The organism is Streptomyces sp. CA-135486, assembly GCF_050936555.1.
Lineage (GTDB): Bacteria > Actinomycetota > Actinomycetes > Streptomycetales > Streptomycetaceae > Streptomyces.
Window position 1 is genome coordinate 2,948,141 of the sequence record NZ_JBNJMM010000002.1, and the last position, 25,587, is coordinate 2,973,727.

Genomic DNA, 25,587 nt, shown 5'->3' on the forward strand with positions numbered 1-25,587 from the left:
ACTTCGAGGTGCCGTCCATGCCAGCCCACCGCACCAGACCAGCTGCCGCGCTGATCCTGGTCACCGCCCTGGCCGCCATCGGCCTCGGCCCGGCCGCCACCGAGGCGGCGGCCGCCACCGTCCCCGTAGGATCCGGCAGTTACTCCGACACCCGCCCCGCAGGGACATCGGGCCCCACGACCAACACCGGCGCACCGGTCACCCCCAAGACCACCGCCGCCGCGAAGGACCGGCCTGTCCCCACCAACGACTGGTGGTCGTCCCTCGCCTTCCAGCGGTACGGCGACAACCCGTACTCCACCCCCATGTACGGCCACCCCCTCACCTACCAGGCCGCGGCCGGCGGACTCGAGGTCGGCTACCCGACGACCCCCGCGATCGTCGGCGACGGCCGCCAGTACGAGTACGCCCACAAGCGCGACCTCACCCTCGGCCTGACCGGGCTCAACTCCCCGGACACCAAGGCCGACGACTGGTCCGACTGGACCGTCACCCCCTACTGGTCGGACGGCACCCGCACGCTGCGCACCACCATCGGCCACGGCCTGCCGTTCGTGTACGCCAAGGGCTCCGGCGCGGCCGCCCAGATCACCACCGCCGCCGCGCCCGCCGTCTTCGCCGACCAGGGCAATGTCCTCGGGATCACCGTCGCGGGCCACCACTACGCGCTCTTCGCACCCAGCGGCAGCGACTGGACGGTCGCCGGCTCCACCATCACCGCGGGACTCGGCGCCAAGGACTACTTCTCACTCGCCGTGCTGCCCTCCACCGACGCGCTCGCGACGTACAAGAAGTACGCGTACAGCTTCGTCACCGGCTCCAGGGCGACCTGGAGCTACAGCGGCGGAGCCGTCAAGGCGACCTACACCCTGACCACCGAGGCCAAGGAAGGCACCGAGCGCGGCACGCTCCAGGCGCTCTACCGCCACCAGTGGCTGCACACCGCCGACCCGCTCACCTCCTACACCTACGTCTCGCCGCGCGGCACCATGAAGGTGCGCGAGGCGGTCTCCTTCACCACCAGCCAGAAGGCGTCCGCGGTGCTCCCCGGGCTGCCGAGGACGGACGCCGTCGACAAGGCCCGGCTGAAGGGTTACCTCGACCAGGTCGCGAACGACCCCGACCCCTTCTCCGGCTATACGGACACCTACTGGACCGGAAAGGCGCTCGGCCGGCTCGCCCAGCTGGTGCCGGTCGCCGACCAGATCGGTGAGACTGCGACCCGCGACAAACTGCTCGGTCTGATCAAGGGCAAGCTCCAGGACTGGTTCACGGCGGGCGGCGCGAACGAGTTCTCGTACGACAAGGACTGGAAGACCCTCACCGGCTACCCGGCCTCGTACGGCAGCGACACCGAGCTCAACGACCACCACTTCCACTACAGCTACTACGTCTACGCGGCCGCGATCGTCGCCCAGTACGACCAGACCTGGGGCGCCGACTCCGCGTGGGGCGGGATGGTCAAGACCCTGGTGCGGGACACGGCCAACCCCAGCCGCACCGACACCGCCTTCCCCTTCCTGCGAGGCTTCGACGTCTACGCCGGCCACAGCTGGGCCTCCGGACACCAGGGCTTCGCCGCAGGCAACAACCAGGAGTCCTCGTCGGAGTCCATCAACCTCAGCGCGGGACTTGTGCTGTGGGGCTCGGCCACCGGCGACACCGCGCTGCGCGACCTCGGGACGTATCTGCTCACCACCGAGTCCGAGGCGATCGCCCAGTACTGGTTCGACGCCGACCAGCAGGTCTTCCCGTCATCGTTCGGCCATGACACGGCGGGCATGGTGTGGGGCAGCGGCGCCGCGTACGCGACCTGGTGGACCGCCAACCCCGAGGAGATCCACGGCATCAACGTCCTTCCGGTGACGGGCGGTTCACTCCACCTGGGCGGCCAGAAGGCCGCTGTCGCCCGCAATATCGCCGAGATGGAACGGGAGAACGGCGGCCCTGCCGTCGAATGGCGCGACATCCTCTGGGAGTTCCAGTCACTCACCGACCCGGCGGGCGCGAAGGCCAAGTGGGACGCGGACAACGCGGGCTACACCCCTGAGCAGGGCGAGTCCAAGGCGCACACCTACCACTGGATCGGCACCCTGGACGCGCTCGGCGCCCCGGACGCGACGGTGACCGGTGACATCCCCACCTCCGCGGTGTTCACCAAGGGCACGGTACGGACGTACGCGGCGCACAACTACGGCGCCACGGCCCGCACGGTCACCTTCTCCGACGGCGGGACGCTCACCGTCCCCGCGCGCTCGACGGCGACCGGAACCGGCACCGGGGGGAGGCGACCCGGACCCGGATCCCGATCCGCAGCCACCGACGGGCAACGCCTTCCAGCTCCGTACGGGAGGGGTGCTCACCACGGCGACGGGCGGTACGGCGGGCAGCGACACGATCGCCTCGGCGGGCGGCGCCAACTACGACGGCACTCCGCACCAGCCGCTCGTCTATGAGATCAAGCAGGTCAACGGCACGCTCACGCCGGGCGCGGCCACCGCCTTCCGGCTCCAGCTGGACGCGGGCAGCACGGTCGGGCTCGGCCAGCAGGCCCGTGTCAGCTACGACTTCACGGGAGACGGCACCTTCGACCGGACCGAGACCTATCAGTACTTCGCGACCGATGCGGTGGCGGGCTGGGAGGAGTACGCGCAGTCACGCGGCCTGAAGGCGGCGACCGGAAGTCTCGGCGACCTCAAGGGCGGCACCGTACGTCTGGAGGTGTGGAGCGCGATCGGCAACGGGACGTCCCAGCTGCAGACGGGCACTGACAAGTCCGTGCTGGTGATTCCGTTCGGTTAGCGGCTTTCTCGGGAGGCATGGCTCCGTCATGCCTCCCGAGAGCAACGCGGCGCGGGGGCGTCAGCTCCGCCCCTGCCTGCCGGTGGCGTACTTGCCGGCGAGCCGGGCCAGCGCCACCGCGGCGACCAGCAGTCCGAAGTCGCGCAGCGCGATGTCGTAGTGGCCGGGAATGCTCAGCAGGTTGACGATGATGCCGGCGAGCCATCCCGCGACCAGCCAGCCTCCGAATCGTGGCGCGACCGCGACGACGACGCCTGCCACGACCTCGATCACTCCTACGGCGTACATCGCCGCCTGGGCGCTGCCCGGAACGATGTCGTCGATCCATGGCGCCAGGTACCCGGGCCAGTCCACAAGGAGATTGGCGAACTTGTCCAGGCCGAACAGGATCGGAGCCACCGTGAACACGATGCGCAGGCAGAGGAACGCCTGGTAGCCGGGGTCGGACAGCGCGGCCCGCCGGGGGGTCACGGACGGCGCGGACATGGATGTGGACATGGGTCCTCCTTCTCTCCGGTTCTTCTATATGCAACTTTCATTAACGATAGAAGGACCGCTTCTCTTAAGTCAATGGCTGTGGGTTTTACACTTGTGCCGTGGACCAGCCCCGTGACTCAGACTTCTCCGCCGTCGCCGCTCTCGATGAGCCCACCCGCAGACGGCTGTACGACCACGTCATACGGCAGGTGGCACCGGTCGGTCGTGACGAGGCAGCCGAGGCTCTGGGCCTCGCGCGGCAGACCGCCGCGTTCCATCTGGACCGTCTCGCCGACGAAGGCCTGCTCGATGTCGTCTACGAACGGCGCAGCGGACGGAGCGGACCCGGCGCGGGACGGCCCGCGAAGCTCTACCGGCGTTCTGCGAAGCAGGTCACCGTCAGCCTGCCGGGGCGCCGCTACGACCTCGCCGGGCGGCTGCTCGCACAGGCGTTGGAAGAGTCCGAGGCCACCGGTGAGCCGCCAAGGGCGGTACTCCACCGCAAGGCCCATGAGATGGGCAGGGAGTCGGGTACGCAGGACGGCGCCGACGCCCTGGACCTCCTGGAGCGGTACGGGTTCGAACCGCGCCTCGAAGGGGATGCCGTCGTCCTCGGGAACTGTCCCTTCCACACGCTGGCTCGTGAGTACACCGAGACGGTGTGCGGCATGAACCTCCACCTGCTGGGCGGCTTTCTCGAGGGACTGCACGAGACGGAGCTCCGGGCGTGCCTGGCGCCCGCCCCAGGCCGGTGCTGTGTCCGCCTGGAACCCGCGGACCAATGATCAGATGATCCGAGCGAAGCGGCCCGGCCGACACCTCCCCACATGGGCGATGGGCGTCGGAGGTCAGGCCGAGGCCCGCCGTACCAGTGTGGTCGGGGTGATCACCGAGGCGGGGGCGCCCGTGTCCGGCTCGTCCTCGTTCAGTACGCGCATCAGCAGCCGGACCATCAATCGGCCCATTCCCTCAATGTCCTGACGGATCGTCGTCAGTGGTGGATCGGTCGACTCGACGACGGATGCCATGTCGTCGAAGCCGACCACCGCCACGTCGTGGGGCACGCGGCGCCCGCGCTCGCGCAGCGTCCGCAGTGCCCCCGAGGCCATCAGGTCATTGGCGGCGAAGACGGCGTCCAGATCGGGGCGGCGGTCGAGCAGCTCGGCCATCGCGCGGGCGCCGCTCTCCGCCGTGAAGTCGCCCTGGCGGATCAGCTCGGGGTCGGCGTCCAGCAGGACGTCGCGGTAGCCGTCGATCCGGTCCGTCGCGGAGGTCTGGTCGCGCGGCCCCGCGATGTGCGCGATGCGCTCGCGGCCGAGCGAGACCAGATGCCGTACGGCTTCCCGGGCGCCGCCCCGGTTGTCGCAGTCCACATAGGGGACGGCCAACTCGCCGGCGGCGCCCGGCCAGCCGGGGCGGCCGCCGAACACGGTCGGGACCTTGACCCGGCGGATGATGGCGGGCAGTTCGTCGTCGTTGTGCAGCGAGAAGGCCAGCGCGCCGTCGACGTGGCCGCCGCCGAGATAGCGGGCGATCCGGTCGTGGTCGCCGGGCCCCTCGACCCACAGGAGCACCAGCTGGGAGTCGTACGCCGTCAGCTCGCGGCTGATGCCGCGCACCTGCTGCTCGAAGAACGGGTCCGAGAAGATCCTGAACTCCGGCTCGGCGATGATCACTGCGACCGCGCCGTTGCGCCGGGTGACCAGGGAGCGGGCCGCGTGGTTCGGTACGTATCCGAGCTCTTCGACCGCCTGGCGCACCTTGTCGACCAGCGGGGCGCGGACCCCGGCGCCGCCGTTGACGACCCGGGAGGCCGTGGCCCGGGAGACGCCGGCGCGGGCCGCGACGGCTTCGAGCGTGGGGCGGGACCCGGTGGTCTGCTCGGGCAAGGCGGGTGCTCCTCGTCTGCTTCATTCGGCCGCGTCGGGCGTACAGGATATCCGGTCCCGACGATCTGCTGAGAGCGCTCCCACCCAGGCCCGGCCAGCGGCCCGGCCAGGGGCTCGTCCCGGGGCTGCCCGTGCCCTGCCCAGAACCGGGGGCGCCGCCGTCCCGGCCGGGGAACGGCGGCGCCTCACGACCACGCCCGGCGACCGCGGCTCAGTGGTGGTCGTGCTCGTGAATCGTGTTCGTGGCGGCGATCTTCTTCCACGACTTCGGCTGGGCGTGCTTGCCCTCAGCCTTCGCGATACTGACGCCCGCCGCGGCCGGAGCGCCCGGCTTCGACGGCTGGTAGAGCCAGGTGTCGAAGAGCCCGGCGAGCGGCTTGCCGGAGACCTTCTCGGCGTACTTCACAAAGTCGCCGACCTTGGCGTTGCCGTAGGCGTGCTCGGCCGGCCAGCCCTTGAGGATCGCGAAGAAGTCCTCGTCGCCGACCTCGTTGCGCAACGCCTGGAGCGCCAGCGCGCCCCGGTCGTAGATGGCGATGTCGAACTGCTTGTCCGGGCCCGGGTCACCGGGCTTGACCGTCCAGAAGGCGTCATCGGCCGGGTGCTGGGCGTAGACCCAGTCCGCGAGCTCCTGCGCGGTGCCCTCGCCCTCCTTCTCGGACCAGAGCCACTGGCTGTAGCGGGCAAAGCCCTCGTTGACCCAGATGTCCTTCCAGCCGTCGACGGAGACGCTGTCGCCGTACCACTGGTGGGCCAGCTCATGGACGACCACGGAGACATTCGCGCCGTTCGCGAACTGCCGCGGGCTGTAGAACGGACGGGTCTGCGTCTCCAGCGCGTAGCCGCTCGTCACATTGGGGACATAGCCGCCCAGAGCGTTGAAGGGGTACGGGCCGAAGACCCCGGTCAGCCACTCGGCGACCTCACCGGTCCGCTCGACACTCGCCCGCGCCGCCCCCGCGTTGTCGCCGAGGTCCTTGCTGTACGCGTTGAGGATCGGCAGCCCGTCGGCGGTCTTGTCGGTGGTGATGTCGAATTTCCCGACGGCGAGCGTGGCGAGATACGACGCCTGCGGCTTGTTGGAGCGCCAGTTGTAGCGCGTCCAGCCCAGCCTCGAACTCTGCGACTGCAGCACGCCGTTGCTGATCGCCTGGGTCCCGTCGGGTACGAGGACCGAGATGTCGTACGTCGCCTTGTCCAGCGGGTGGTCGTTGCTCGGGAACCACCACACGGCCGAGTCCGGTTCCTGGGCGGCGACTCCGCCGTCCGGAGTGCGGTGCCAGGCGGTGTACCCGCCGATGCTCAGCTCGGAGGGCTTGCCCGCGTAGCGGACGACAACCGAGACGGGCTTGCCCTTCTCCAGCGGCGTGGCGGGAGTGATGACCAGCTCCTGGTCACCCTCCTTCTTGAACTGCGCCTTCTTGTTGTTGACCCGCACCTCGCTGACGCCAAGACCGAAGTCGAGGTTGAAGCGGCTCAGGTTCTGCGTGGCGGTGGCCAGGATCGTCGCCGTGCCTTCGAGCAGATCGGTGGCGGGCCGGTACGTCAGCCTCAGGTCGTAATGGGATACGTCGTATCCGCCGTTTCCGCTGGCCGGGTAGTAGGTGTCGCCAATGCCCGGGGCGCCCGGCGAGGAGTCGGCGGCCGATGCCGGGATCGCCAGCAGCAGTGAGGCCGCCAGCGCGCTCGGGACGATGAGTCTGCGGTGCACGGATGCTCCAAGTCGTGGGGGTCGATGATCTCTTGAACCCTATTCAGGCCCGGCGCCCGCAGTCAGGAGCGTCGTTCGGCCTTTCATGTGATCGCCATTCGGCCGACATATCGCCGCAGCGCTCACCGATCCGGCCCATCGGTGCCCTGCGGAGCGGTTCCTCCAGCCTTGCGCCGTGCAGGCGCTGCAGCTGACGAAAGCAGCCGTCGAGTCGCCTCCGCCGAGATCGGTTGAGGCAGCCGAATGCCCTCTGTTGCACAGGAGTTGACCGGAGTACCTTCCGCCCATGCCGAAACGCGCGGGGAGCTCCCGCTGGACGTGCAGATCGCTGGTGGTGGCGGCCTCGGCCGCCCTGATGGCCATGACCCTGTCCCCGACGAGCGCACAGAGCGTGCCCGTACAGGAGAGCAAGCCCGTACGGGAGAGCAAGCCCGTCTACTCGTACGAGAACGCGATCCGCGAGTCCGTCTGGGTGGACACCCGTCTCGACGGCGACGGGGACGGAAGGACCGACCGCGTAGCCGTCGACATCGTGCGGCCGCGCGAGCCCGCCCAGCAGGGCCGCAGGATCCCCGTGATCATGGACGCCAGTCCGTACTACTCCTGCTGCGGGCGCGGCAACGAGAGCCAGAAGAAGACGTACGACGCGAACGGCAACGTTGTCCAGTTCCCGCTCTTCTACGACAACTTCTTCGTCCCGCGCGGCTATGCCTTCGTCGCGGTCGACCTGGCCGGAACCAATCGTTCCGACGGCTGTGTCGACATCGGCGGCCGCTCCGACGTCCAGTCCGCCAAAGCCGTCGTCGACTGGCTGAACGGTCGCGCCCGCGGTTACACCACCCGCACCGGCGGCGAGCGCGCCCGGGCCGGCTGGACCAACGGTGACACCGGGATGATCGGCAAGAGCTACGACGGCACGATCGCCAACGGCGTCGCCGCCACCGGAGTCGAGGGGCTCAAGACGATCGTTCCGATCGCGGCCATCTCCTCCTGGTACGACTACTACTTCGCCAAGGGCGCCCCGCTGTACGACTCGGGACCCGAATGGCTCTCCGACTATGTCGAGAGCCCCGAAGCCCGCGCCCGCTGCCAGGCCGTCCAGAAGCGGCTGGTGGACGAGGCTCCGCGCACCGGCGATCTGACCCCGCTGTGGAGCGAGCGCGACTATGTGCGCGCCGCGGACCGGGTCCGGGCCAGCGTCTTCGCCGTGCACGGCATGCAGGACCTCAACGTCCGCACCAAGCACTTCGGTCAGTGGTGGGACGCCCTCGCCGCGGGTGGCGTGGAGCGCAAGGTCTGGCTCTCCCAGACCGGACACGTCGACCCGTTCGACTTCCGCCGTACGGCATGGGTGCCGACCCTGCACCGCTGGTTCGACCACTATCTTCTCGGCTACGACAACGGCATCGAGCGGGAGCCGATGGCTGACATCGAGCGCGCACCCGACCAGTGGTCCACCGACCGTGTCTGGCCGCCCCGGGCCACCGCGACCACCAGCCTCCGCCCGGACAAGGGCGCTGCGGCGGGCGTCGGCATCCTCGGGCTGAAGCCGGCCGGCCCCGGCACGACGGAGACGTTCACCGACGACCGTACGCAGGACGAGACCGACTGGGCATCCCGGATCGACAGTTCGACACCCGCGAAGGCAGGCTTCGTCACCAAGCCACTGGGCCGCGAACTGCGCCTGTCCGGCTCCTCCAAGGTGACGGTCACCGCGACCGCTTCCACGACGAGCGCCCATCTCTCCGCGGTCCTCGTCGACCTCGGGCCCGACACCATCCGCGACTACGCGGCCGCCGGCGAAGGCATCGCCACGCTCACCGAGCGGACCTGCTGGGGAGCGGCCACACAGGGCGACAGCCCCTGCTTCAAGGAGACCATGGCGCGCACGGCCGCCGTCGGCTACGCGGTCTTCAGCCGCGGCTGGGCCGATCTCGGCAACTACGCCTCCGATGCCACGGGCCGCCCGCTGACCCCCGGTACGTCGTACACCATCACCCTCGATCTGCACGCGAGCGATCACATCGTCCCGGCCGGGCACCGGCTCGCCCTGATCGTCGCCGGTACGGACCGGGATCTGATCGACCCGCCCGCGAGCGCCCCGACGCTCACCCTCGATCTGGCCCGGACAGCGGCGAAGCTGCCGATCGTCGGTGGCGCCCCCGCGTTCCTGCGGGCCACCGCGGGGTCCGCCGCGTCCCTTGCCCCGAGCAAGTCCCGGCTCAGTGGTGTGGCCGAACCCCGTCCGATCCGACCGATTCCCGGAGGCGGCAGCCGATGATGCCCCGTATCCGCGCTCTCGTCCTCACCGCCACGGTCGCGGCGCTCGCCGTGCCGCTCGTCACGGCGCCGGCCGAGGCGGCGTACAGCCTGCCGCGCACCGGCTTCGAGACCAGCAACGGCGCGCGCTGGACCAGTCAGCCCGAGGAGCAGTCGTTCCTCGCCGCCGTCGACCGCGGCAGCGACCGGGTCTCGGTCGGCCGGATCGGGACGACCGAGCAGGGGCGGCCGCTCCAGCTCGTACGCATCGGCGCCCAGCACGCCGCCAACACGGTGCTGCTGGTCTGTACCCAGCACGGCGACGAGCCCTCGGGCCGCGATGCCTGTCTGACCACGATCCGGGATCTCGGATACGCGAAGGACCGTGACACGCGCAGGCTGCTGTCCCGGACCAGGATCCTTGTCGTTCCCACCGCCAATCCGGACGGGCGGGCTGCCGGCACCCGGACCAACTCCGACGGCGTGGACATCAACCGCGACCACATCGCGCTGAAGACGGCCGAGGCACGGGCGCTGGCCGCCGTCATCCGTGACCAGCGCCCGGACGTCATCTACGACTTGCACGAGTACGGTGCGACGCCGCTCTACTACGACAAGGACCTGTTCGACCTCTGGCCGCGCAATCTCAACACCGACGCCGCCATCCACCAGGAGTCGCAGACACTGTCCGCGGGCTATGTGCGCCCGGCCGCGCACGACGGCGGCTACAGCACCGGCACCTATGGAATCTGGACCGACCCGGTCACCGGCGACCCCATCAAACAGGTCGCGGGCGACGGCCAGGAGCGCATCCTGCGCAATGCCTCGGGCGTCAAGAACGCGCTCGGTCTGCTCATCGAGAGCCGGGTCGACCCCCTGACGGACGAGGAGAAGGCCGATCCCGCGCTGAACAACCGGCGCCGGGTGGACAGTCAACTGACCGCATTGGACGGCCTTTTGGCCTTCACCGACGAGCGGCGCGGCCGGATCGAGGCCGCGACGACCGCCGCCCGGCTGGCCGGGTTCAAGGACCGCGGCCCGGTCTATCTGGGCGGCGCCGACAACGAACCGGCCACGGCGGAGCAGACCCTGGAGGATCCCCCCTGCGGCTACCGCCTCGACGCGGCGCAGTACGGGGACGTCAAGGACGAACTGGCCCTGCACGGCGTCAGATCGAGGCCGGACGGGGACGGGGCGTTCGTACCGCTGCGGCAGTCCCAGCGCGAACTGATCCCGCTGCTGCTCGATGCGCGTGCCACCTACCACCTCACATCGGGGCAGCCGATCAGCGACTGTTGAGGGAGGTGGCGGGCACCGTGATCAAGATCGGCTAAAGTTACTGGCTGGTACTGACCAGACCACCCCCTCAACGGGGGCGCACAACCATGCACTTGGAGTACGAGTAATGCGCCGTATCACCACGCTTGCCGTGACCGCAGCGATGGCCGGTGGCCTTCTGTTCGCCGCCGCGCCCGCGCAGGCCGCGTCCGCCACCCCGTCGGGCGCGCGGGCCGGCGGTGTCGTCATCTGTGAGATCAACAAGATGCGTGCCGAGGCCGCCAAGCTCAAGCAGAAGGCGGCGCAGCTGGACCAGCTCGGTGCCCACGCCGAGGCCAAGAAGGCCCGCGCCCAGGCGGACGCGATCCTGCGCAAGGTCAAGCAGTGCCAGGACGCGGAGAACAACGCCTGAGCTGCACCGTCACATCGCCCGTCCCGGTACGCCGGGGCGGGCGATGCCCGTTGGTCAGCGCGCGGCCGCCGCGGCCGCTGCCCGGGCGCAGCCCCAGGCGACCGTCACCCCCGCGCCGCCGTGACCGTAGTTGTGGACCAGCAGCCCGCCGCCCGGCAGCGGCTCCGCCTCGATCCGTACCCCGGCCGTCCTGGCCGGGCGCAGCCCGACCCGGTGTCCGAGGATCCGCGCCTGAGCGATCTCCGGACGGACCCGCGCACAGCGCGCCACGATCTCCTCGGCCGTCGCCGGATCCGGCGTGAGCCGCCAGTCGCCCTCCTCCGCCGTGCCGCCCAGAATCAGCCGCCCGGGCTGCGGGAGGAAGTACGTCGTCTCGGCCGAGGCATGGTCGACCGCGGTGAACCACTCCTCGATCCCGGGGTTCTCCACCAGCACCAACTGCCCGCGTACCGGCAGCAGTTGGTCGTCCGCGGCCAGCTCGCGGGCGGCCAGCCCGGTGCAGTTGACCACGACCCGCGCGCTGTGGGCGGCCTCGGCGAAGGAACGGATCGTACAGGTGTGCAGCGTGCCGCCCGCGGATTCGAGGCGCCGCCGCAGCCAGCCCAGATGCACGGGCATGTCGATCAGCGGGATCCGGGCCCGGAGCCCTGCCTGGTAACCCTCGGGCAGCTCATCGGCGCGGGCCGCGCGCAGCCCCTCGACCTGGGCGGCCCAGGAGCCGAGAGCGGACAGCCGCTCGCCGGCCTGGATGCCCGGGACCAGGCGTACACCGCTCTCGTCGGGGTTCGCGGCGAGCTTGTCGTACACCCGCAGTGAGGCGAGTGACCAGTCGCCGACCCGCTCCTCCGGCTCGATGCGGTACGGCCACCACAGCGCGCCCGCCACCGCGGATGTGGTCCCGTCCGTCTCGTCCCGCGTCCACAGCTGAACGTCACGGCCGCTCTCCGCCAGGACGATCGCGGTCGTCAGTCCGATGACTCCGCCGCCCACCACGATCACATCGCCGCTCATGGCGGGACCGTAGCTCATCGGCGTGTGCCGCGCTCGGAAAGGGTTACAGGTGGGAATACTCAGGACATGTCTGCTTTATACGCGACCTTCGGACTGGCGCCGGCGATGCGGGCCGGAGGAGTCCTCGCGGATGGTGTCCATCAAGTCCACCGGGACTTCGTGGACTTCGTCGTCGACGGGCGGCCACTGCTGTTCCAGCTCTGTGACCTGGACGCGGTCTCGCCGCTCGCTTCCGACATACCTCCGGCGATCTTCACCGCCCAGGTGCGCACTCTGCTGCTCGACGCCCCCGCCCCGCTGGCGGACGGGCGCTGTGTGATCTACGGCTGCCCCGAGTGCGAGGACATCGAATGCGGCGCGGTGACGGCCGTCATAGAGCGGGACGGGGAGGACGTCGTCTGGCGTGACTTCGCCTGGCAGACCTCCGAGACGGCGGATCTGGAGCTCAACGGCTACGAAGGGATAGGGCCGTTCCGCTTCCGCGGCGACGCGTACCGAGCGGAGCTGGAAGGCCTGCTGGCAGCCGGCGAGGGCGCGGCGCCCGTCCGCCGCCGGGTGCTGCTGATCGGTGCGCGCGTCGCCGTACTGGCCAAGCTGGCCGCGGCCCTGCGCACGATCGGCATCGGCGCGGACATCACGCACGACGCGTCCCAAGTCCCCGCGGATGAGCTGCGCCTGTATGGCGCGGTGGCCTTCGGACGTGCGGTGGGGGAGACGGAACGCGCGGCCGTGCGCGGGGCTTTCGAGGCGGCGGACGCGAAGGTGGCGTACGTGGACGGGCTCGCCCCGATCATCCCGCTGCTGGTCGCCCAGATAGAACACGCCCTGGACTACACCCCGTTGGAGCTCCGCAGACTGACCGGCCTGAAGGTGTCCGACGGGGCGGCGCACGTGGAGGTCACCTCTGCCTGCCGGGTGCGGTTGGTCGCGTATCGCCTGAACCGGCTGTCCCGGACGCACACGCGAGAGGTCTTCGACGGGATGCTGGAGCCGGGTGAACACCTGATTCCGTTGGACGGGCGGGCGGTGAAGGGGACGTCGTTCCTGGTGGCGCGGACAACGGGGAGCGTGCGGGTGGCACCGGTGGTGCACCCGCAAAGGGCTTGATCACGTCACATGGTGCCGGCAGCATCGCCGTGCGTGCCGTGCGTGCCGTGCGTGCCGTGCGTGCCGTGCGTGCCGCGCGTGTGGCTCGTGCGGCTCCGAAGGGGAGGGGACGTGTCCATGTTCCTGGTGCTCGGCCCGGCGCGGTTCCTCGGCCCGCGGGCGGCCCGGCGGGCCGAGTGAGGCGCCCCCGTTAGGATCAGCCATCTGATGACTGCAACCCTCGTCGCCAAGGACCTCGCCGCCGGACACGGCGACCGCTCGCTCTTCTCCGGGCTCGACCTCGTCGTCGCGCCCGGTGATGTGATCGGCCTCGTCGGTGTCAACGGCGCGGGCAAATCGACCCTGCTGCGCCTGCTCGCCGGGCTCGACCGGCCCGAGCAGGGCGAGCTGAGGCTCTCCCCGCCCAGCGCCACCGTCGGCCACCTCCCGCAGGAGCCGGAGCGCCGGCCGGGCGAGACCGTTCGGGGCTTCCTCGCCCGCCGGACCGGCGTCGCCGCCGCCCAGCGGGCCATGGACGAGGCGACCCAGGCGCTCGTCGACGGCGCGCCCGGCGCCGACGACGCCTACGCCGACAGCCTGGAGCGCTGGCTCGCCCTCGGCGGCGCGGACCTGGACGAACGCGCCGACGAGGTCGCCGACTCGCTCGGCCTGACCATCGGACTCGACCTGCCGATGACGGCGCTCTCCGGCGGTCAGGCCGCCCGCGCCGGGCTCGCCTCGCTGCTGCTGTCCCGCTACGACGTCTTCCTGCTGGACGAGCCGACCAACGATCTCGACCTGGACGGCCTCGACCGGCTGGAGACCTTTGTACAGGGCCTGCGCGCCGGGACGGTCGTCGTCAGCCACGACCGTGAGTTCCTGACCCGCACCGTCACCAAGGTCCTTGAACTCGATCTTGCACAGCAGCAGATCACCCTGTACGGCGGCGGTTACGCGGCGTATCTGGAGGAGCGGGAGACCGCCCGCCGGCACGCCCGCGAGGACTTCGACGAGTACGCCGACAAGCGGGCGTCGCTCGAGGGTCGCGCCCAGATGCAGCGGTCCTGGATGGACAAGGGCGTCAAGAACGCCCGCCGCAAGGCGACGGACAGCGACAAGCTGGGCCGCAAGTTCCGCAGCGAGGCCAGCGAGAAGCAGGCGGCGAAGGCCCGCCAGACGCAGCGCATGATCGAGCGCCTCGATGTGGTCGATGAGCCCCGCAAGGAGTGGGAGCTGCGGATGGAGATCGCGTCCGCGCCACGCTCCGGCTCGGTCGTCGCGACCCTGCGCGGCGCCGAGGTCCGGCGTGGCGACTTCTCCTTCGGCCCGGCCTCGCTCCAGATCGACTGGGCCGACCGGGTCGCCATCACCGGCGCCAACGGAGCGGGCAAGTCCACCCTGCTCGCCGCCCTGCTGGGCCGCCTTCCGCTGGACGCGGGCCACGCCTCGCTCGGCTCGGGCGTCGTGGTCGGCGAGGTCGACCAGGCCCGGGGCCTGTTCTACGGCACCGAGTCACTGCTCGACGCCTTCTGCGCGGCCGTCCCCGACACCGAACCCGCCGAAGTGCGGACCCTGCTCGCCAAGTTCGGCCTGAAGGCGGAACACGTCCTGCGCCCCGCCACCACGCTCTCGCCCGGCGAGCGAACCCGCGCCGCACTGGCGCTGCTCCAGGGGCGCGGCGTCAATCTCCTCGTACTCGACGAGCCGACGAACCACCTCGATCTGCCCGCGATCGAACAGCTGGAGTCGGCACTCGACTCGTACACCGGCACGCTGCTGCTGGTCACGCACGACCGCCGGATGCTCGACGCGGTCCGCACCACGCGCCGTATCGAGGTCGCCGCGGGCAAGGTCACCGAACTGTGACCGCCTGCTGAACAGCAGCACACGCACGGGGCCCCGCAGCCGAACGGCGGCAGGGCCCCGACCGTGCTCTCAGCCGTCTCAGCGACGCTTGCCGGGATCGGCAAGCCCAGCCCGCCGCAGCGCGTCGGCCATCGCGCTGTTCGCCGGCGGCGGTCCCTGACGGTCGCCGCCACGGTCCCCGCGGCCGGCCTGCCGACGCTGCTGCTGCGGCGGACGCCCGCCGCGGTCCCCGCGCTCCCGCTGCCCGGGGCCGCCGCCCGACTGCGGGGCCGCCTCGTCCTCCAGCCGCAGCGTCAGCGAGATCCGCTTGCGCGGAATGTCGACGTCGAGGACCTTCACCTTTACCACGTCGCCGGGCTTCACCACGTCCCGCGGGTCCTTGACGAAGGTCTTCGACATGGCCGAGACATGCACCAGACCGTCCTGGTGGACGCCGACGTCCACGAACGCCCCGAACGCCGCCACATTGGTCACCACACCTTCGAGGACCATTCCGGACGCCAGGTCGCCGATCTTCTCCACGCCCTCCTTGAAGGTGGCCGTCTTGAACGCCGGCCGCGGGTCGCGCCCCGGCTTCTCCAGCTCCCGCAGAATGTCCGTCACCGTCGGCAGACCGAAACTCTCGTCCACATAGTCCGCGGGCCTGAGCGAGCGCAGCGTCGATACGTTCCCGATCAGCGAGGCGACCTCGCCACCCGCCGTCTTCACCATGCGCCGCACCACGGGATACGCCTCCGGGTGCACGCTGGAGGCGTCCAGCGGGTCGTCACCACCCCTGATCCGCAGAAAGCCGGCGCACTGCTCGTACGCCTTCGGGCCGAGCCGCGCGACATCCTTGAGCGCCTTGCGGGAGCGGAAGCGGCCGTTCGAGTCGCGGTGCGCCACGATGTTCTCGGCCAGCCCGGTGCCGATGCCCGAGACACGTGAAAGCAGCGGCGCGGACGCGGTGTTGACGTCGACACCGACGCCGTTGACACAGTCCTCGACGACCGCGTCCAGCGAGCGCGAGAGCTTCACCTCGGACAGGTCGTGCTGGTACTGGCCGACACCGATCGACTTGGGGTCGATCTTGACCAGCTCGGCCAGCGGATCCTGGAGCCGGCGCGCGATGGAGACGGCGCCGCGCAGCGACACATCCATGTCGGGCAGCTCCTGCGAGGCGAACGCGGACGCGGAGTACACCGAAGCGCCCGCCTCCGAGACCATGACCTTGGTGAGGCCCAACTCGGGGTGCCTGGCGCACAGTTCACCGGCGAGCTTGTCGGTCTCCCGGGACGCCGTGCCGTTGCCGATCGCGATCAGCTCGACGGAGTGCTCCTTGGCCAGCCGCGCCAGCTTGGCCAGCGACTCGTCCCACCTGTTCGCTGGGACGTGCGGATGGATGACATCGGTCGCGACGACCTTGCCGGTCGCATCGACCACGGCGACCTTCACACCCGTACGGAAACCGGGGTCCAGCCCCAGCGTCGCCCGGGTGCCCGCCGGGGCGGCCAGCAGCAGATCCCGCAGGTTCGCGGCGAAGACCCGCACCGCCTCGTCCTCGGCCGCCGTGCGCAGCCGCAGCCGCAGGTCGATGCCCAGATGCACCAGGATCCGGGTCCGCCAGGCCCAGCGCACGGTGTCGGCGAGCCACTTGTCGCCGGCCCGGCTGTGCTCCTGGCGGGTTGCGATGCCGAAACGCGCGGCGACAAGACCCTCGTACGACGAAGGGCCGTCCGTGGCCTCCTCCGGCTCGAGCGCCAGGTCGAGAATCTCCTCCTTCTCGCCCCGGAACATGGCCAGCACCCGGTGCGACGGCAGCTCCTTGAACGGCTCCGCGAAGTCGAAGTAGTCGGCGAACTTGGCGCCCGCCTCCTCCTTGCCCTCGCGCACCTTCGCCGCCAGCCGCCCGCGCGTCCACATCCGCTCGCGCAGCTCACCGATCAGATCGGCGTCCTCGGAGAAACGCTCCGTAAGGATCGCTCGCGCGCCGTCCAGAGCGGCGGCGGCGTCCGCGACGCCCTTGTCGGCGTCGACGAAGGCCGCGGCAGCCGCGAGCGGCTCGACCGACGGATCGCCGAGCAGCCCCTCGGCGAGCGGCTCAAGACCGGCCTCGCGCGCGATCTGTGCCTTGGTGCGCCGCTTGGGCTTGAACGGCAGATAGATGTCCTCGAGGCGCGCCTTGGTGTCGGCGCCCCGGATCTGCGCCTCCAGCGCCGCGTCCAGCTTGCCCTGTTCGCGTACGGACTCCAGGATCGCCGTCCGCCGCTCCTCCAGCTCGCGCAGATACCGCAGCCGCTCCTCGAGCGTGCGCAGCTGCGCGTCGTCGAGCATCTCGGTCGCTTCCTTGCGGTAGCGCGCGATGAACGGCACGGTCGACCCGCCGTCGAGCAGCTCGACGGCCGCCTTCACCTGCCGCTCGCGTACGCCGAGCTCCTCGGCGATCCTGCCTTCGATGGACGTGGTCACGTTTCCCCGACTCGCCTTCTCGTGCTGGCTGTGCTTGAGAGTGCATTGTGCCGGGTGCCCGGGTGCCGTGTCGCGTGGCGCTTCAGACGCGGCGGGCGCGGCCGCCCCCGCGTGAGGCTCCGCCGAAGAGCCGGGCCAGCGCCCGGAAGGGCAGCGTCACCACGGTGGCGATCGCGGAACCGATCGACCGCAGTACGTCGGCGATGGCTGCGAACATGAGTGCCTCCAGAGTCGGTGCCTGTCGGCTTCCGGGTTGCCGCGGATCACCCGGGTAAACGGGCTCTTCGTAGATCAGCCCGGGTCGGCTCGTTCGGCTGATCGAGACGCGGTTGACGCCACGCCGTGGACCCGGACGCCGCGAGACAGGCGCTCACCCAGGCTCATCCACGAGAGCCAAAAAAATTCGGACGGCGATGTCGAGAACCCGTGGCCGGCTCCGTCCCCGCAGTGAACGCGACCACAATGGGTCGCACCAGCACCGAGGAGAAACACGATGGCCAAGTACCTGCTGCTCAAGCACTACCGCGGCGCCCCGGCTTCGGTCAACGACGTGCCCATGGACCAGTGGACGCCGGAGGAGATCTCGGCCCACGTGCAGTACATGCGCGACTTCGCGGCCCGGCTCGAGGGGACCGGCGAGTTCGTCGACGGTCAGGCGCTCGCCCCCGAGGGGACGTTCGTACGGTACGACGGCGAGGGTCGTCCGCCGGTCACCGACGGCCCGTTCGCCGAGACCAAGGACCTCATCGCCGGCTGGATGGTGATCGACGTCGACAGCTACGAGCGCGCCGTCGAGCTGGCCGGGGAGCTGTCGGCCGCCCCTGGGGCGGGCGGGAAGCCGATCCACGAGTGGCTCGAGCTGCGCCCGTTCCTGACCGCGGCGCCCACCATCACGGAGTGCCACTGAGATGAACGAGGTCCTGCTCCGGAGCCTCACGCCGAGCGTGCTCGGGATCCTCGTCCGCCGCGGAGCCGACTTCGGGGCGGCCGAGGACGCCGTACAGGACGCGCTGGTCGAGGCGGTCCGCGTCTGGCCGGCCGACCAGCCGCGGGACCCGAAGGGCTGGCTGGTCACCGTGGCCTGGCGCCGGTTCCTCGACGCGACCCGGGCGGACGCCGCCCGCCGCCGGCGTGAGGACCTCGTCGACGAGGAGCCGGCGCCCGGGCCCGCGCCCGCGGTGGACGACACGCTCCAGCTCTACTTCCTGTGCGCCCACCCGTCGCTGACGCCGTCGTCCGCGGTCGCGCTCACGCTGCGCGCCGTCGGCGGGCTGACCACCCGCCAGATCGCCCAGGCCTATCTGGTGCCCGAGGCGACCATGGCGCAGCGCATCAGCCGGGCCAAGCGCACCGTCTCCGGTGTGCGGTTCGACCAGCCCGGCGACGTCGCCACCGTGCTGCGCGTCCTCTACTTGGTCTTCAACGAGGGCTACTCCGGCGACGTCGACCTCGCCGCCGAGGCCATCCGGCTCACCCGGCAGCTCGCGGCCGCGATCGACCACCCGGAGGTGGCGGGGCTGCTCGCCCTCATGCTGCTCCACCACGCCCGGCGCGCCGCCCGGACCGCGCCCGACGGCAGCCTGGTGCCGCTCGCCGAGCAGGACCGCGGCCGGTGGGACACTGAGTCGATCGCCGAGGGCGTCGAGATCCTGCAGGCGGCCCTCGCCCGCGACCGGCTGGGCGAGTTCCAGGCCCAGGCCGCCATCGCGGCACTCCACGCTGACGCGCCCAGCGCCGAGGAGACTGACTGGGTGCAGATCGTCGAGTGGTACGACGAGCTCGCGCGCCTGACCGACAACCCGGTCGTCCGGCTCAACCGCGCGGTGGCCGTCGGCGAGGCCGACGGACCGCGCGCCGGCCTGGCGGCGCTCGTGGCGCTGGACGACTCACTGCCCCGCCACGCCGCGGTGGCGGCATACCTCCACGAGCGCGACGGCGACCTGGCGACGGCGGCACGGCTGTACGCCGAGGCGGCCCAAAAGGCACCCAACCTCGCCGAGCGCGACCACCTGACGCGCCAGGCCGCCCGGCTCAACGCCCGCGGCCGCTGACGGGTCGCGCTCCCATCTGCGACGGTCCGGCTACCCGAAAAGCGGCTCACCCAGGCTCAGCCACGAAGAGCCGGTAAACGTCAGCCCTTGCCGCTGAGGTCCGCGGGGAACGCGCCGGCGGCCACTGCGGCCAGCAGGAATCCGCGCCCGAGCTCGGTCAGCCGCTCGACGCCTTCCGCCCCCAGATGCGCGTACGGTGCGAGGTCGATGCGGTCCGTCTGCTCCTCGACCTCAGCCCGCAGCCGTAGGCCCTCCTCGGTCAACTCGCCCTCGGCGTCCAGCACTCCACGTTCGCGCAGCCGTTCCTGGGCCGCCTCCCAGTCGGCGCGTCGCCAGCCGCGCGTGGCCAGAATCCAGCGCACGGCCATGCCCTTGCCCGTCGCGGTGTGGCTCACCAGCGCCTCCAGCGGGTCGAGCCCGGCGGAGAGCAGCGCGGCGAGATGGCCGTCGCCGCGGTGCTCGCGCAGCAGGGTCGCGGCATGCCAGTACGCCAGATGCGGCTCATCCGGGACCGCCAGATCGGCGTGCGCGGCATACAGCGGCCGGGCGTGCCGGGTGCACGCCTCGGCGGCGTTCAGCGCGAGCCGTGCCGCCTCCGCCAGCTCCTTGGAGGCGATCATCTCTTCGCCGAGCAGCCGCCGCAGGGTGCTGTCGACGGCACGCAAACGGGCTTCGAGCACGGCCTGGGGCGATGCGATGTCCCAGACGGCGGGCAGATGCCGGGCGACCAGCTCGTGGTTGAAGTTGTAGAAGGCCGCGGCGACGGTCCCCGGCCCCACCGCGCCCATCGCGGCGCCGCGCCCGGCGAAGTAGGCGGCGTCCGTGTCCTCGATGCCGATCTGCGCGAGCTCCTTCGCGAAGTCGGGCGAGAAGTAGACCGTCGAGTGCAACGGGTTGAGGGCGTTGTGACAGCGGCGGCCGGCGCGCGCGGGCAGAGAGCTCATGCGAGCACGTTACCGACTGGTCGGTATGGAGTGAACCCCCGGGTCCGCACCAGCAACGGACGGACGGAAATCAAAGATCAAGCTCAGTCGTCCGCGCCGCCGGAGTGGTGCTTCCTCAGCCGTGAGCCGAAACCGACAACGGCGGCGGCGCCGCCCGCGACGAGGACGCCCATTGTCAGCACGATCGGATTCTTGGGGTCCAGGTCATCGGCCGTGTTGTCGTCGGCGGGGCTGGTCGCATCGTCCTGTGCCCTGTCGACGGTCGGTGCTCCTTGCGAAGCGGTCGGGGCGCGGGGTGCGGACCCGGTCGAGCTGTGTGCTGCCGCACTCGGCGTACCTGACGTACCCGACGTACCCGACGTCGAACGGCCGGACCCTGCTCCGGGCCGCGGGCCTGTGGTCGTCCCGCCGGCGGTTCCGGAACCGGTCCCGCCTCCGGTCGCTCCGGAACCGGTCCCGCCGGTCGTCCCGGAGGAGGCCTCGCCGGTCGTCGTCGCCGTTGCCTTCACCGGCTCCGTGATGACGAGCGACTGCAGGACCGTGTTCTGCCCGTGGTCCAGTGTGCAGGGTGCGTTGATCGTGCCCACGGCGGTCGTGTTGCCGTTTGCGTCCCTCGGGGTGAGGTGCAAAGTGAGGTCGCCGACGGTGACCTTCGCGTTGCCCGGTCGGCTGAAGGTGACGGAGGGCGCGGTGCCCTTGGCGGTGACGTCGAAGGAACCGGACGCCGGGATGGTGGTCCTGGGGATCGTCATGGGCACGGTCAGGGGGATGCTGCCCTGCGGTGCGGTCACCGTGGCGTTCCCGTCCAACGAGCCCTCAAGGGTCTTCGCGCCGGCCAGGGCGGCCAATTGCGTGAAGCTCGCACCCACCGTCGCCACTCCGTCCAGGGCGGATTTCGGGCTGGCCTTGCCGACTTTGATCGAATTCGGGATATCCGATTCGAGCTCCATCGTCACGGGCTGGTTGCCGAGGCCCGCAAATGCGCAGGTGTAGTGCAGCGTGAGCGAAACCGGTTGAGCGGAAGCGGTTGGGGAGCCTGACGCCCCCACGATTCCGACCGCGGCTGTCACGGTCGCCGCGATTCCAAGGGCGACTCCGGCCCCGTACCTCCTTGTGCTGCGTGCCGTGCGGTGCCTGACACCCATCAGCGACCACCTGCCGTCGACTGTTCGTGTTGCTCGTAGACCTCGGCCAGGCGATCCCGGAGCCGCGCGTGGCGGAACTGGTAGACCGCGCCGACCTGGCGCAGCACGCCTCGTTGGTAGGCGTCGTCCAGGAAGGCGTTCACGGCCCACGGGAGCCGCCCCGTCAGGGGTAGCCAGACGCGGACCAGGACCACCCACCGGCCCCAAGCGGTCAACGTGCCGACCCCGAGCCCGACCACGAGCCCGCTCGCGAGTCCGCTGGTGACACCGAGTGCGAACCCGTTCACGAGCGCGACGACGATCCCGAACCCGAGCCCGAGCGCCAGCCCGACCGCGAGCACTTGGGCGAGCACGGTCGTGCGGTTCGTGTTCAACAGGTCCGACGGGCTGACCGAGGATTTAGTCTCGATGAGAGCCTCAAGCCCGGCCATGAGCGCGAGTATGAGCCCGACCGCCAGCCCGAGCGCGAGCCCGGCCACGAGCCAGCTCCCGAACACTGAGGCGATCACGGTCCAGGGGTAAGCCAGGAGACCCGCATAGACCGCCATTCCGAGCCCGAACACGACCCCGAAGACCAGCCCGCCCGCGAGTCCGCCCCGAATTCTGGGGAGGAAACTCTCCTTCACTCTCTTCGACCCGCCGCGGATCTGTATGCGCATGCGCGACGGTTCAAATGCGCCGCCGGCCTTGAGGTTTGACCCGAATCCGTGCATGAGCCCGAAGGTCAGCCCGATCCCCAGCACGTTCAGAAGCACGTTGACGAATGCCTCTTTGGGCTCGCTCGTGAGCCCGTAGACGAGTCCGAGCATGGTCCCTGACACGAGCCCGCTCGTGACCCCTGAGACGAGCATGCGCGAAGAGAGGCTCATGGAGGTTCCCAGTCGCCACCATTCGATGTCGTGTGTGTCGAGCTCCTTCAGGTGTGTGGCGAGGTAGCCGAGCCAGTGGCGGGCGCGTTCGGCGCGCCAGGGCCGGCGTTTCGCGGCGGGGCGGTTGCTGAGAAAGCGGTCGTAGGCGGTGGGGATGAAGTTGTCCAGGAGATGGTCTTCAAGGGCTCCTCGGGTGCTGAACTCCTTGATTTCCAGCAGCTTCACCGGATCGCGGCCGGATGCGTAGACAGTGTGGGCGAGTGTGACCATCAGAGGGGTGGTCAGCACAGCGGCGAGATTGGCGCAGGTCGGTTTGCCGGGGTGACGGCGCAACGTGTTCAGGACGTACTCCCACCCGGTCGGGGTGGTGGTGTCCGTGCCGTCGCAGGGGGTTGTGTCGGGGGCGGGCGTATTGGTCGCGTACAGCAGGTAGTTGGCGGAGTCGTCGAGGGTGAGGTCGGTCAGTTCGATACCGGCGAAGAGCGCGGTTGTTCCCACGGCGGCCTCGAGTTCGGCGCGGCGACTCGTGATCAGCAGCGGCACGGTGGTGGCTCTGAGGTCCAGCAGCGCGTCCTCGTGCAGGCCGTCGGCGATCTCGTCGAACCCGTCCAGGATCGCCAGCACGCGGTCGGCACCGACCAGAGCGGCGGCCCACGTCGATCCGTCGGGGCCGACCCCGGCCAGAAAGGGGTGGTCCCGCTCCAGCCGGTCGATCAGCCAGTCCCGCAGTGGAGTGGTGGTGGGATTCCACGATCCCAGGCTGAAGATCACCGGTACCGGTGCTTCACCGGTTGGAGTGCGAGCTTCCAGCCGGGCCCTTGCGAAACGCCGGATCAGGATGGTCTTCCCCGAGCCCGCCCGGCCCAGCACCATCAGTCTGCCGGGTTTTGTCCCCTCGTAGACAGCCGCGATGTTTTCCAGCGGACCGGTCAGGTCCAGCGGGAGAGCGGCCGCCGCCTCGGCCGGGACGTCGAGGATGCTGTTCCGGCGGCCGGTCAACGCCGGAGGTGCCGGTCGCCAGCGCACAGGCAGCGGGGCCGGATCCCATAATCGCTGCTGCTCCTCCTCACGCTTCAGGAAGCCACTGACCCTGTCCGCGAGCAGATTGGCCTTCCCGGCCAGCGAGTTCTCGGCGGGGCGCGCTGCGGGAAGGATGAGCACGTTGTTCGCGTTGTCGCCGGTGCTCACGATGCCGTAGTTGTCACCGTCCATGGTCACCGACCGATCGCCGCCCGACCGATCGCCGCCCGACTGGTCGGGCTTGTGCTCGGCGGGGTCCGGCTTCTGCAGACCGGGCCCGCCACTCACTGGTGCAGGGTGTTCTTCGCACCGTCGCCGGTGGAAATGATCCCTGAGTTGTTTCCGGCGAGGGCGACGCTGCGCTCGCCGTCGGCCTGGACGGCGGGACGCTCCGGCAGCAGCGCCCTGAGCTCATCGGCAAGGCCTGGGGATTCCCTGAGCGCCTCCCGCAGCGCGACCCTCAACTCCGCGCGCCGCAAGGCGAGCATGTCCGGGTCCGCGCCCGCGTCCGCCAGGCCGGCGACGGTGACTCGAACGGGGTCGGCGTCGGCGCCCCGGTTCAGGAGCCTGGCGAGCAGCCGCTGCCCCAGCCGTACGGTCGCCCCTGCCGTCTCGTCCTGGGCCCTGGTCAGCACACTCATGCCGTAGGCGACGACCGCCGCTTCGGCTGCCGGCACGATCTGGTCGAGCAGCGCATCGATCTCGAGCACAGGCGTTCCCCCTGTCGCGCAAGCGAATTGAGGTTTCATGCTAGCCACGCGGGCACCTTCGGTCAGCGGTTCGGCCACGAAATTGATCCCAGGTCAGGACCGCCCTGCTGTCAGTACGGCGGATGGCGCGTGATGGGGCCGACTCTGCAGGCTATGGAGAAGTGATGACTACGGTCATGAGGACCAGGTGAAACGCGGCGCGCGCCGCTCCAGGAAGGCGGCGACCCCCTCCGCGGTGTCGCCGCTGCCGCGCGCCTGCTCCACCCAGTGCGCGTCCCGATCGGTCCGGCCCGTCGCGAACTCCTTGGCGGCCGCCTGTGTGAGCAGCGAGCGCGAAACCAGCACCCGGGTGAACTCGGCCACCCGCTTGTCGAGTTCACCCCCAGGCAGCACCTCGTCCACCAGGCCCGTGCGCAGCGCCCGCTCCGTATCGATCAACTCGCCCGAGAAGAGCAGGTACTTGGCGGCCGAGGGTCCCACCAGCGAGACCAACCGTCGTGTCGACGACGCCGGATACACGATCCCGAGCTTCGCCGGAGTGACGCCGAAGAGCGCGCCCTCGGCGGCGAACCGCAGATCGCAGGCCGCGGCCAGCTGGCTGCCGCCTCCTACGCAGTAGCCGCGCACGGCCGCGAGCGTCGGCTTGGGAAAGACCGCCAAGGCCTCCTCGGCACGTACCGCGAGCGACTGCTGCTCGTCGCCCGGCTCACGCAGCGTGGAAATGTCGGCGCCCGCGCAGAACGTCCCGCCCGCGCCCGTCAGTACCAGCGCCCGCACCTCGCGGTCCGCGGCCAGCTCCCCGAGCAGCCCGGGCAGCGCCCGCCACATGTCCGCCGTCATGGCGTTGCGCTTGGCGGGGTTGCTGATGACGACGGTGGCGATCCCGTCTGCGACAGAGTGCTCCAGCTGCGGCTCCATGCGCCGGATGCTATCTGGCGTGGTCGAACCTACGATCAAGAAGGGGCCCACAACTGACGCAGGCATACATGGGCGGACAGAAGACGTCGATATACGGTGATTTCTGGTCAGCCGCTCGGTGCGGACCAACCGGCTCTCAACACTTATTACTCGATGGTCAGTGGCGATCGAGCCGAGGGTGGTGCCGGACTATGGAGAGCCGCGGGAGCGTCCCGGTCCGGCCACTGTCGTACGAGGGTGTGTGGCGATTCACCGCTCCCGCGGTCGATGTGTCCGTCCCACAGGCCCGGCATGCCGTGCGGGATCTGCTGAATCGTCAGGGCGTCCCCGTCCATGACGACCTCGTTCAGGGGCTGCTGCTGATCGTCTCCGAGCTGGTGACCAACGCCGTACGGCACGCGGCCCTGCTCTCGCCCGAGATCGCCGTGGAGGTGGCCATCGGCACGGAGTGGGTCCGGGTGTCCGTGGAGGACAACCACCCCTACCGTCCCAAGGCGCTGGAGAGGGACTACGCGCAGACCGGCGGCCGCGGTCTGCTGCTCGTACGGGAGATCACCTTTGAGGCGGGCGGGACCTGCGACGTCGAGCACACCGCTAGTGGCGGAAAGATCATCTGGGCCGCGCTGCCGCTGCGTCCGACCGACGGCACCGCGCCCCTGTAGAGCGCCCTGCCGGGCGGCTCCTCCCAGCA

Annotated in this window: 20 protein-coding genes and 1 pseudogene; 10 read left to right on the top strand and 11 right to left on the bottom strand. The window is 70.4% G+C overall.

Features of this window, described 5'->3' with window-relative positions:
• Positions 1–17 precede the first annotated feature (17 nt).
• Positions 18–2,802, top strand: a pseudogene (locus ACQEVG_RS33075) (glycosyl hydrolase).
• 60 nt (positions 2,803–2,862) lie between these two features.
• On the opposite strand, the gene ACQEVG_RS33080 reads toward ACQEVG_RS33075, so the two are convergent.
• Complete coding sequence (locus ACQEVG_RS33080) at positions 2,863–3,300, bottom strand: hypothetical protein (protein ID WP_432990682.1); 438 nt, start codon at positions 3,298–3,300, stop codon at positions 2,863–2,865.
• A gap of 98 nt (positions 3,301–3,398) precedes the next feature.
• Here ACQEVG_RS33080 and ACQEVG_RS33085 point away from each other — a divergent pair, with 98 nt between their 5' ends.
• Entirely contained in the window at positions 3,399–4,064 is a 666-nt protein-coding gene (locus tag ACQEVG_RS33085; RefSeq protein WP_432990684.1) for a helix-turn-helix transcriptional regulator, read from the top strand.
• Positions 4,065–4,127: 63 nt separating this feature from the next.
• Here the strand turns inward: ACQEVG_RS33085 and ACQEVG_RS33090 are convergent, their stop codons facing one another.
• Positions 4,128–5,168 (bottom strand): LacI family DNA-binding transcriptional regulator, encoded by a 1,041-nt coding sequence (locus ACQEVG_RS33090; protein WP_432990686.1) that lies wholly within the window; start codon positions 5,166–5,168, stop codon positions 4,128–4,130.
• A 211-nt stretch (positions 5,169–5,379) separates the two neighbouring features.
• Positions 5,380–6,879, bottom strand: a complete 1,500-nt coding sequence (locus ACQEVG_RS33095) for a M1 family metallopeptidase (RefSeq protein WP_432990688.1) — start codon at positions 6,877–6,879, stop codon at positions 5,380–5,382.
• A 286-nt stretch (positions 6,880–7,165) separates the two neighbouring features.
• On the opposite strand from ACQEVG_RS33095, the gene ACQEVG_RS33100 reads away from it, so the two are divergent.
• The 3 genes from ACQEVG_RS33100 to ACQEVG_RS33110 all read left to right on the top strand — a co-directional run bounded on the left by ACQEVG_RS33100 (position 7,166) and on the right by ACQEVG_RS33110 (position 10,828).
• Positions 7,166–9,160, top strand: a complete 1,995-nt coding sequence (locus ACQEVG_RS33100) for a Xaa-Pro dipeptidyl-peptidase (protein WP_432990690.1) — start codon at positions 7,166–7,168, stop codon at positions 9,158–9,160.
• Entirely contained in the window at positions 9,157–10,437 is a 1,281-nt protein-coding gene (locus tag ACQEVG_RS33105) for a M14 family metallopeptidase (RefSeq protein WP_432990692.1), read from the top strand. Before ACQEVG_RS33100 ends, ACQEVG_RS33105 begins: the two co-directional genes overlap by 4 nt.
• Positions 10,438–10,543: 106 nt before the next feature.
• Entirely contained in the window at positions 10,544–10,828 is a 285-nt protein-coding gene (locus tag ACQEVG_RS33110; RefSeq protein WP_432990694.1) for a hypothetical protein, read from the top strand.
• Between the two features lie 54 nt (positions 10,829–10,882).
• Here the strand turns inward: ACQEVG_RS33110 and ACQEVG_RS33115 are convergent, their stop codons facing one another.
• Positions 10,883–11,839 (bottom strand): FAD-dependent oxidoreductase, encoded by a 957-nt coding sequence (locus ACQEVG_RS33115; protein WP_432990696.1) that lies wholly within the window; start codon positions 11,837–11,839, stop codon positions 10,883–10,885.
• A gap of 66 nt (positions 11,840–11,905) precedes the next feature.
• Between ACQEVG_RS33115 and ACQEVG_RS33120 the strand changes: the two genes are divergently transcribed.
• Together ACQEVG_RS33120 and ACQEVG_RS33125 are read left to right on the top strand one after the other, a co-directional pair.
• Entirely contained in the window at positions 11,906–12,946 is a 1,041-nt protein-coding gene (locus tag ACQEVG_RS33120) for an oxidoreductase (protein WP_432990698.1), read from the top strand.
• Positions 12,947–13,153: 207 nt separating this feature from the next.
• Complete coding sequence (locus ACQEVG_RS33125) at positions 13,154–14,791, top strand: ABC-F family ATP-binding cassette domain-containing protein (protein WP_432990700.1); 1,638 nt, start codon at positions 13,154–13,156, stop codon at positions 14,789–14,791.
• Between the two features lie 78 nt (positions 14,792–14,869).
• Here ACQEVG_RS33125 and ACQEVG_RS33130 read toward each other — a convergent pair whose 3' ends face one another.
• Both ACQEVG_RS33130 and ACQEVG_RS33135 read right to left on the bottom strand, forming a co-directional pair.
• Complete coding sequence (locus tag ACQEVG_RS33130; RefSeq protein ID WP_432990702.1) at positions 14,870–17,239, bottom strand: Tex family protein; 2,370 nt, start codon at positions 17,237–17,239, stop codon at positions 14,870–14,872.
• Positions 17,240–17,321: 82 nt separating this feature from the next.
• Positions 17,322–17,456: an LPFR motif small protein gene (locus ACQEVG_RS33135; protein WP_432990704.1), complete on the bottom strand. Its 135-nt coding sequence runs from the start codon at positions 17,454–17,456 to the stop codon at positions 17,322–17,324.
• 276 nt (positions 17,457–17,732) lie between these two features.
• Here ACQEVG_RS33135 and ACQEVG_RS33140 point away from each other — a divergent pair, with 276 nt between their 5' ends.
• Positions 17,733–18,146, top strand: coding sequence for a YciI family protein (locus ACQEVG_RS33140; protein ID WP_432990706.1), 414 nt, complete (start codon positions 17,733–17,735; stop codon positions 18,144–18,146).
• Between the two features lies 1 nt (position 18,147).
• Entirely contained in the window at positions 18,148–19,290 is a 1,143-nt protein-coding gene (locus ACQEVG_RS33145; protein WP_432990708.1) for an RNA polymerase sigma factor, read from the top strand.
• An 80-nt stretch (positions 19,291–19,370) separates the two neighbouring features.
• Here ACQEVG_RS33145 and ACQEVG_RS33150 read toward each other — a convergent pair whose 3' ends face one another.
• The 5 genes from ACQEVG_RS33150 to ACQEVG_RS33170 form a co-directional block, all read right to left on the bottom strand.
• Positions 19,371–20,234 carry an SCO6745 family protein gene (locus tag ACQEVG_RS33150; RefSeq protein WP_432990710.1) on the bottom strand — a complete coding sequence of 288 codons (864 nt, stop codon included), beginning with the start codon at positions 20,232–20,234 and terminating at the stop codon, positions 19,371–19,373.
• An 83-nt stretch (positions 20,235–20,317) separates the two neighbouring features.
• Positions 20,318–21,379: a DUF6801 domain-containing protein gene (locus ACQEVG_RS33155; RefSeq protein WP_432990712.1), complete on the bottom strand. Its 1,062-nt coding sequence runs from the start codon at positions 21,377–21,379 to the stop codon at positions 20,318–20,320.
• Entirely contained in the window at positions 21,379–23,556 is a 2,178-nt protein-coding gene (locus ACQEVG_RS33160) for an NACHT domain-containing protein (protein ID WP_432990714.1), read from the bottom strand. Before ACQEVG_RS33160 ends, ACQEVG_RS33155 begins: the two co-directional genes overlap by 1 nt.
• Positions 23,553–23,978 carry a hypothetical protein gene (locus ACQEVG_RS33165; RefSeq protein WP_432990716.1) on the bottom strand — a complete coding sequence of 142 codons (426 nt, stop codon included), beginning with the start codon at positions 23,976–23,978 and terminating at the stop codon, positions 23,553–23,555. Before ACQEVG_RS33165 ends, ACQEVG_RS33160 begins: the two co-directional genes overlap by 4 nt.
• A 174-nt stretch (positions 23,979–24,152) precedes the next feature.
• Positions 24,153–24,896 (bottom strand): enoyl-CoA hydratase/isomerase family protein, encoded by a 744-nt coding sequence (locus tag ACQEVG_RS33170; RefSeq protein ID WP_432990718.1) that lies wholly within the window; start codon positions 24,894–24,896, stop codon positions 24,153–24,155.
• A 191-nt stretch (positions 24,897–25,087) separates the two neighbouring features.
• On the opposite strand from ACQEVG_RS33170, the gene ACQEVG_RS33175 reads away from it, so the two are divergent.
• Entirely contained in the window at positions 25,088–25,558 is a 471-nt protein-coding gene (locus ACQEVG_RS33175; protein ID WP_432990720.1) for an ATP-binding protein, read from the top strand.
• Positions 25,559–25,587: the final 29 nt, after the last annotated feature.

Coding starts and splice junctions, on each gene's coding strand:
- ACQEVG_RS33080 (WP_432990682.1), bottom strand. CDS start 3,300: ATGTCCACATCCATGTCCGCGCCGTCCGTGACCCCCCGGCGGGCCGCG.
- ACQEVG_RS33100 (WP_432990690.1), top strand. CDS start 7,166: ATGCCGAAACGCGCGGGGAGCTCCCGCTGGACGTGCAGATCGCTGGTG.
- ACQEVG_RS33105 (WP_432990692.1), top strand. CDS start 9,157: ATGATGCCCCGTATCCGCGCTCTCGTCCTCACCGCCACGGTCGCGGCG.
- ACQEVG_RS33110 (WP_432990694.1), top strand. CDS start 10,544: ATGCGCCGTATCACCACGCTTGCCGTGACCGCAGCGATGGCCGGTGGC.
- ACQEVG_RS33115 (WP_432990696.1), bottom strand. CDS start 11,839: ATGAGCGGCGATGTGATCGTGGTGGGCGGCGGAGTCATCGGACTGACG.
- ACQEVG_RS33120 (WP_432990698.1), top strand. CDS start 11,906: ATGTCTGCTTTATACGCGACCTTCGGACTGGCGCCGGCGATGCGGGCC.
- ACQEVG_RS33125 (WP_432990700.1), top strand. CDS start 13,154: ATGACTGCAACCCTCGTCGCCAAGGACCTCGCCGCCGGACACGGCGAC.
- ACQEVG_RS33135 (WP_432990704.1), bottom strand. CDS start 17,456: ATGTTCGCAGCCATCGCCGACGTACTGCGGTCGATCGGTTCCGCGATC.
- ACQEVG_RS33140 (WP_432990706.1), top strand. CDS start 17,733: ATGGCCAAGTACCTGCTGCTCAAGCACTACCGCGGCGCCCCGGCTTCG.
- ACQEVG_RS33145 (WP_432990708.1), top strand. CDS start 18,148: ATGAACGAGGTCCTGCTCCGGAGCCTCACGCCGAGCGTGCTCGGGATC.
- ACQEVG_RS33150 (WP_432990710.1), bottom strand. CDS start 20,234: ATGAGCTCTCTGCCCGCGCGCGCCGGCCGCCGCTGTCACAACGCCCTC.
- ACQEVG_RS33155 (WP_432990712.1), bottom strand. CDS start 21,379: ATGGGTGTCAGGCACCGCACGGCACGCAGCACAAGGAGGTACGGGGCC.
- ACQEVG_RS33170 (WP_432990718.1), bottom strand. CDS start 24,896: ATGGAGCCGCAGCTGGAGCACTCTGTCGCAGACGGGATCGCCACCGTC.
- ACQEVG_RS33175 (WP_432990720.1), top strand. CDS start 25,088: ATGGAGAGCCGCGGGAGCGTCCCGGTCCGGCCACTGTCGTACGAGGGT.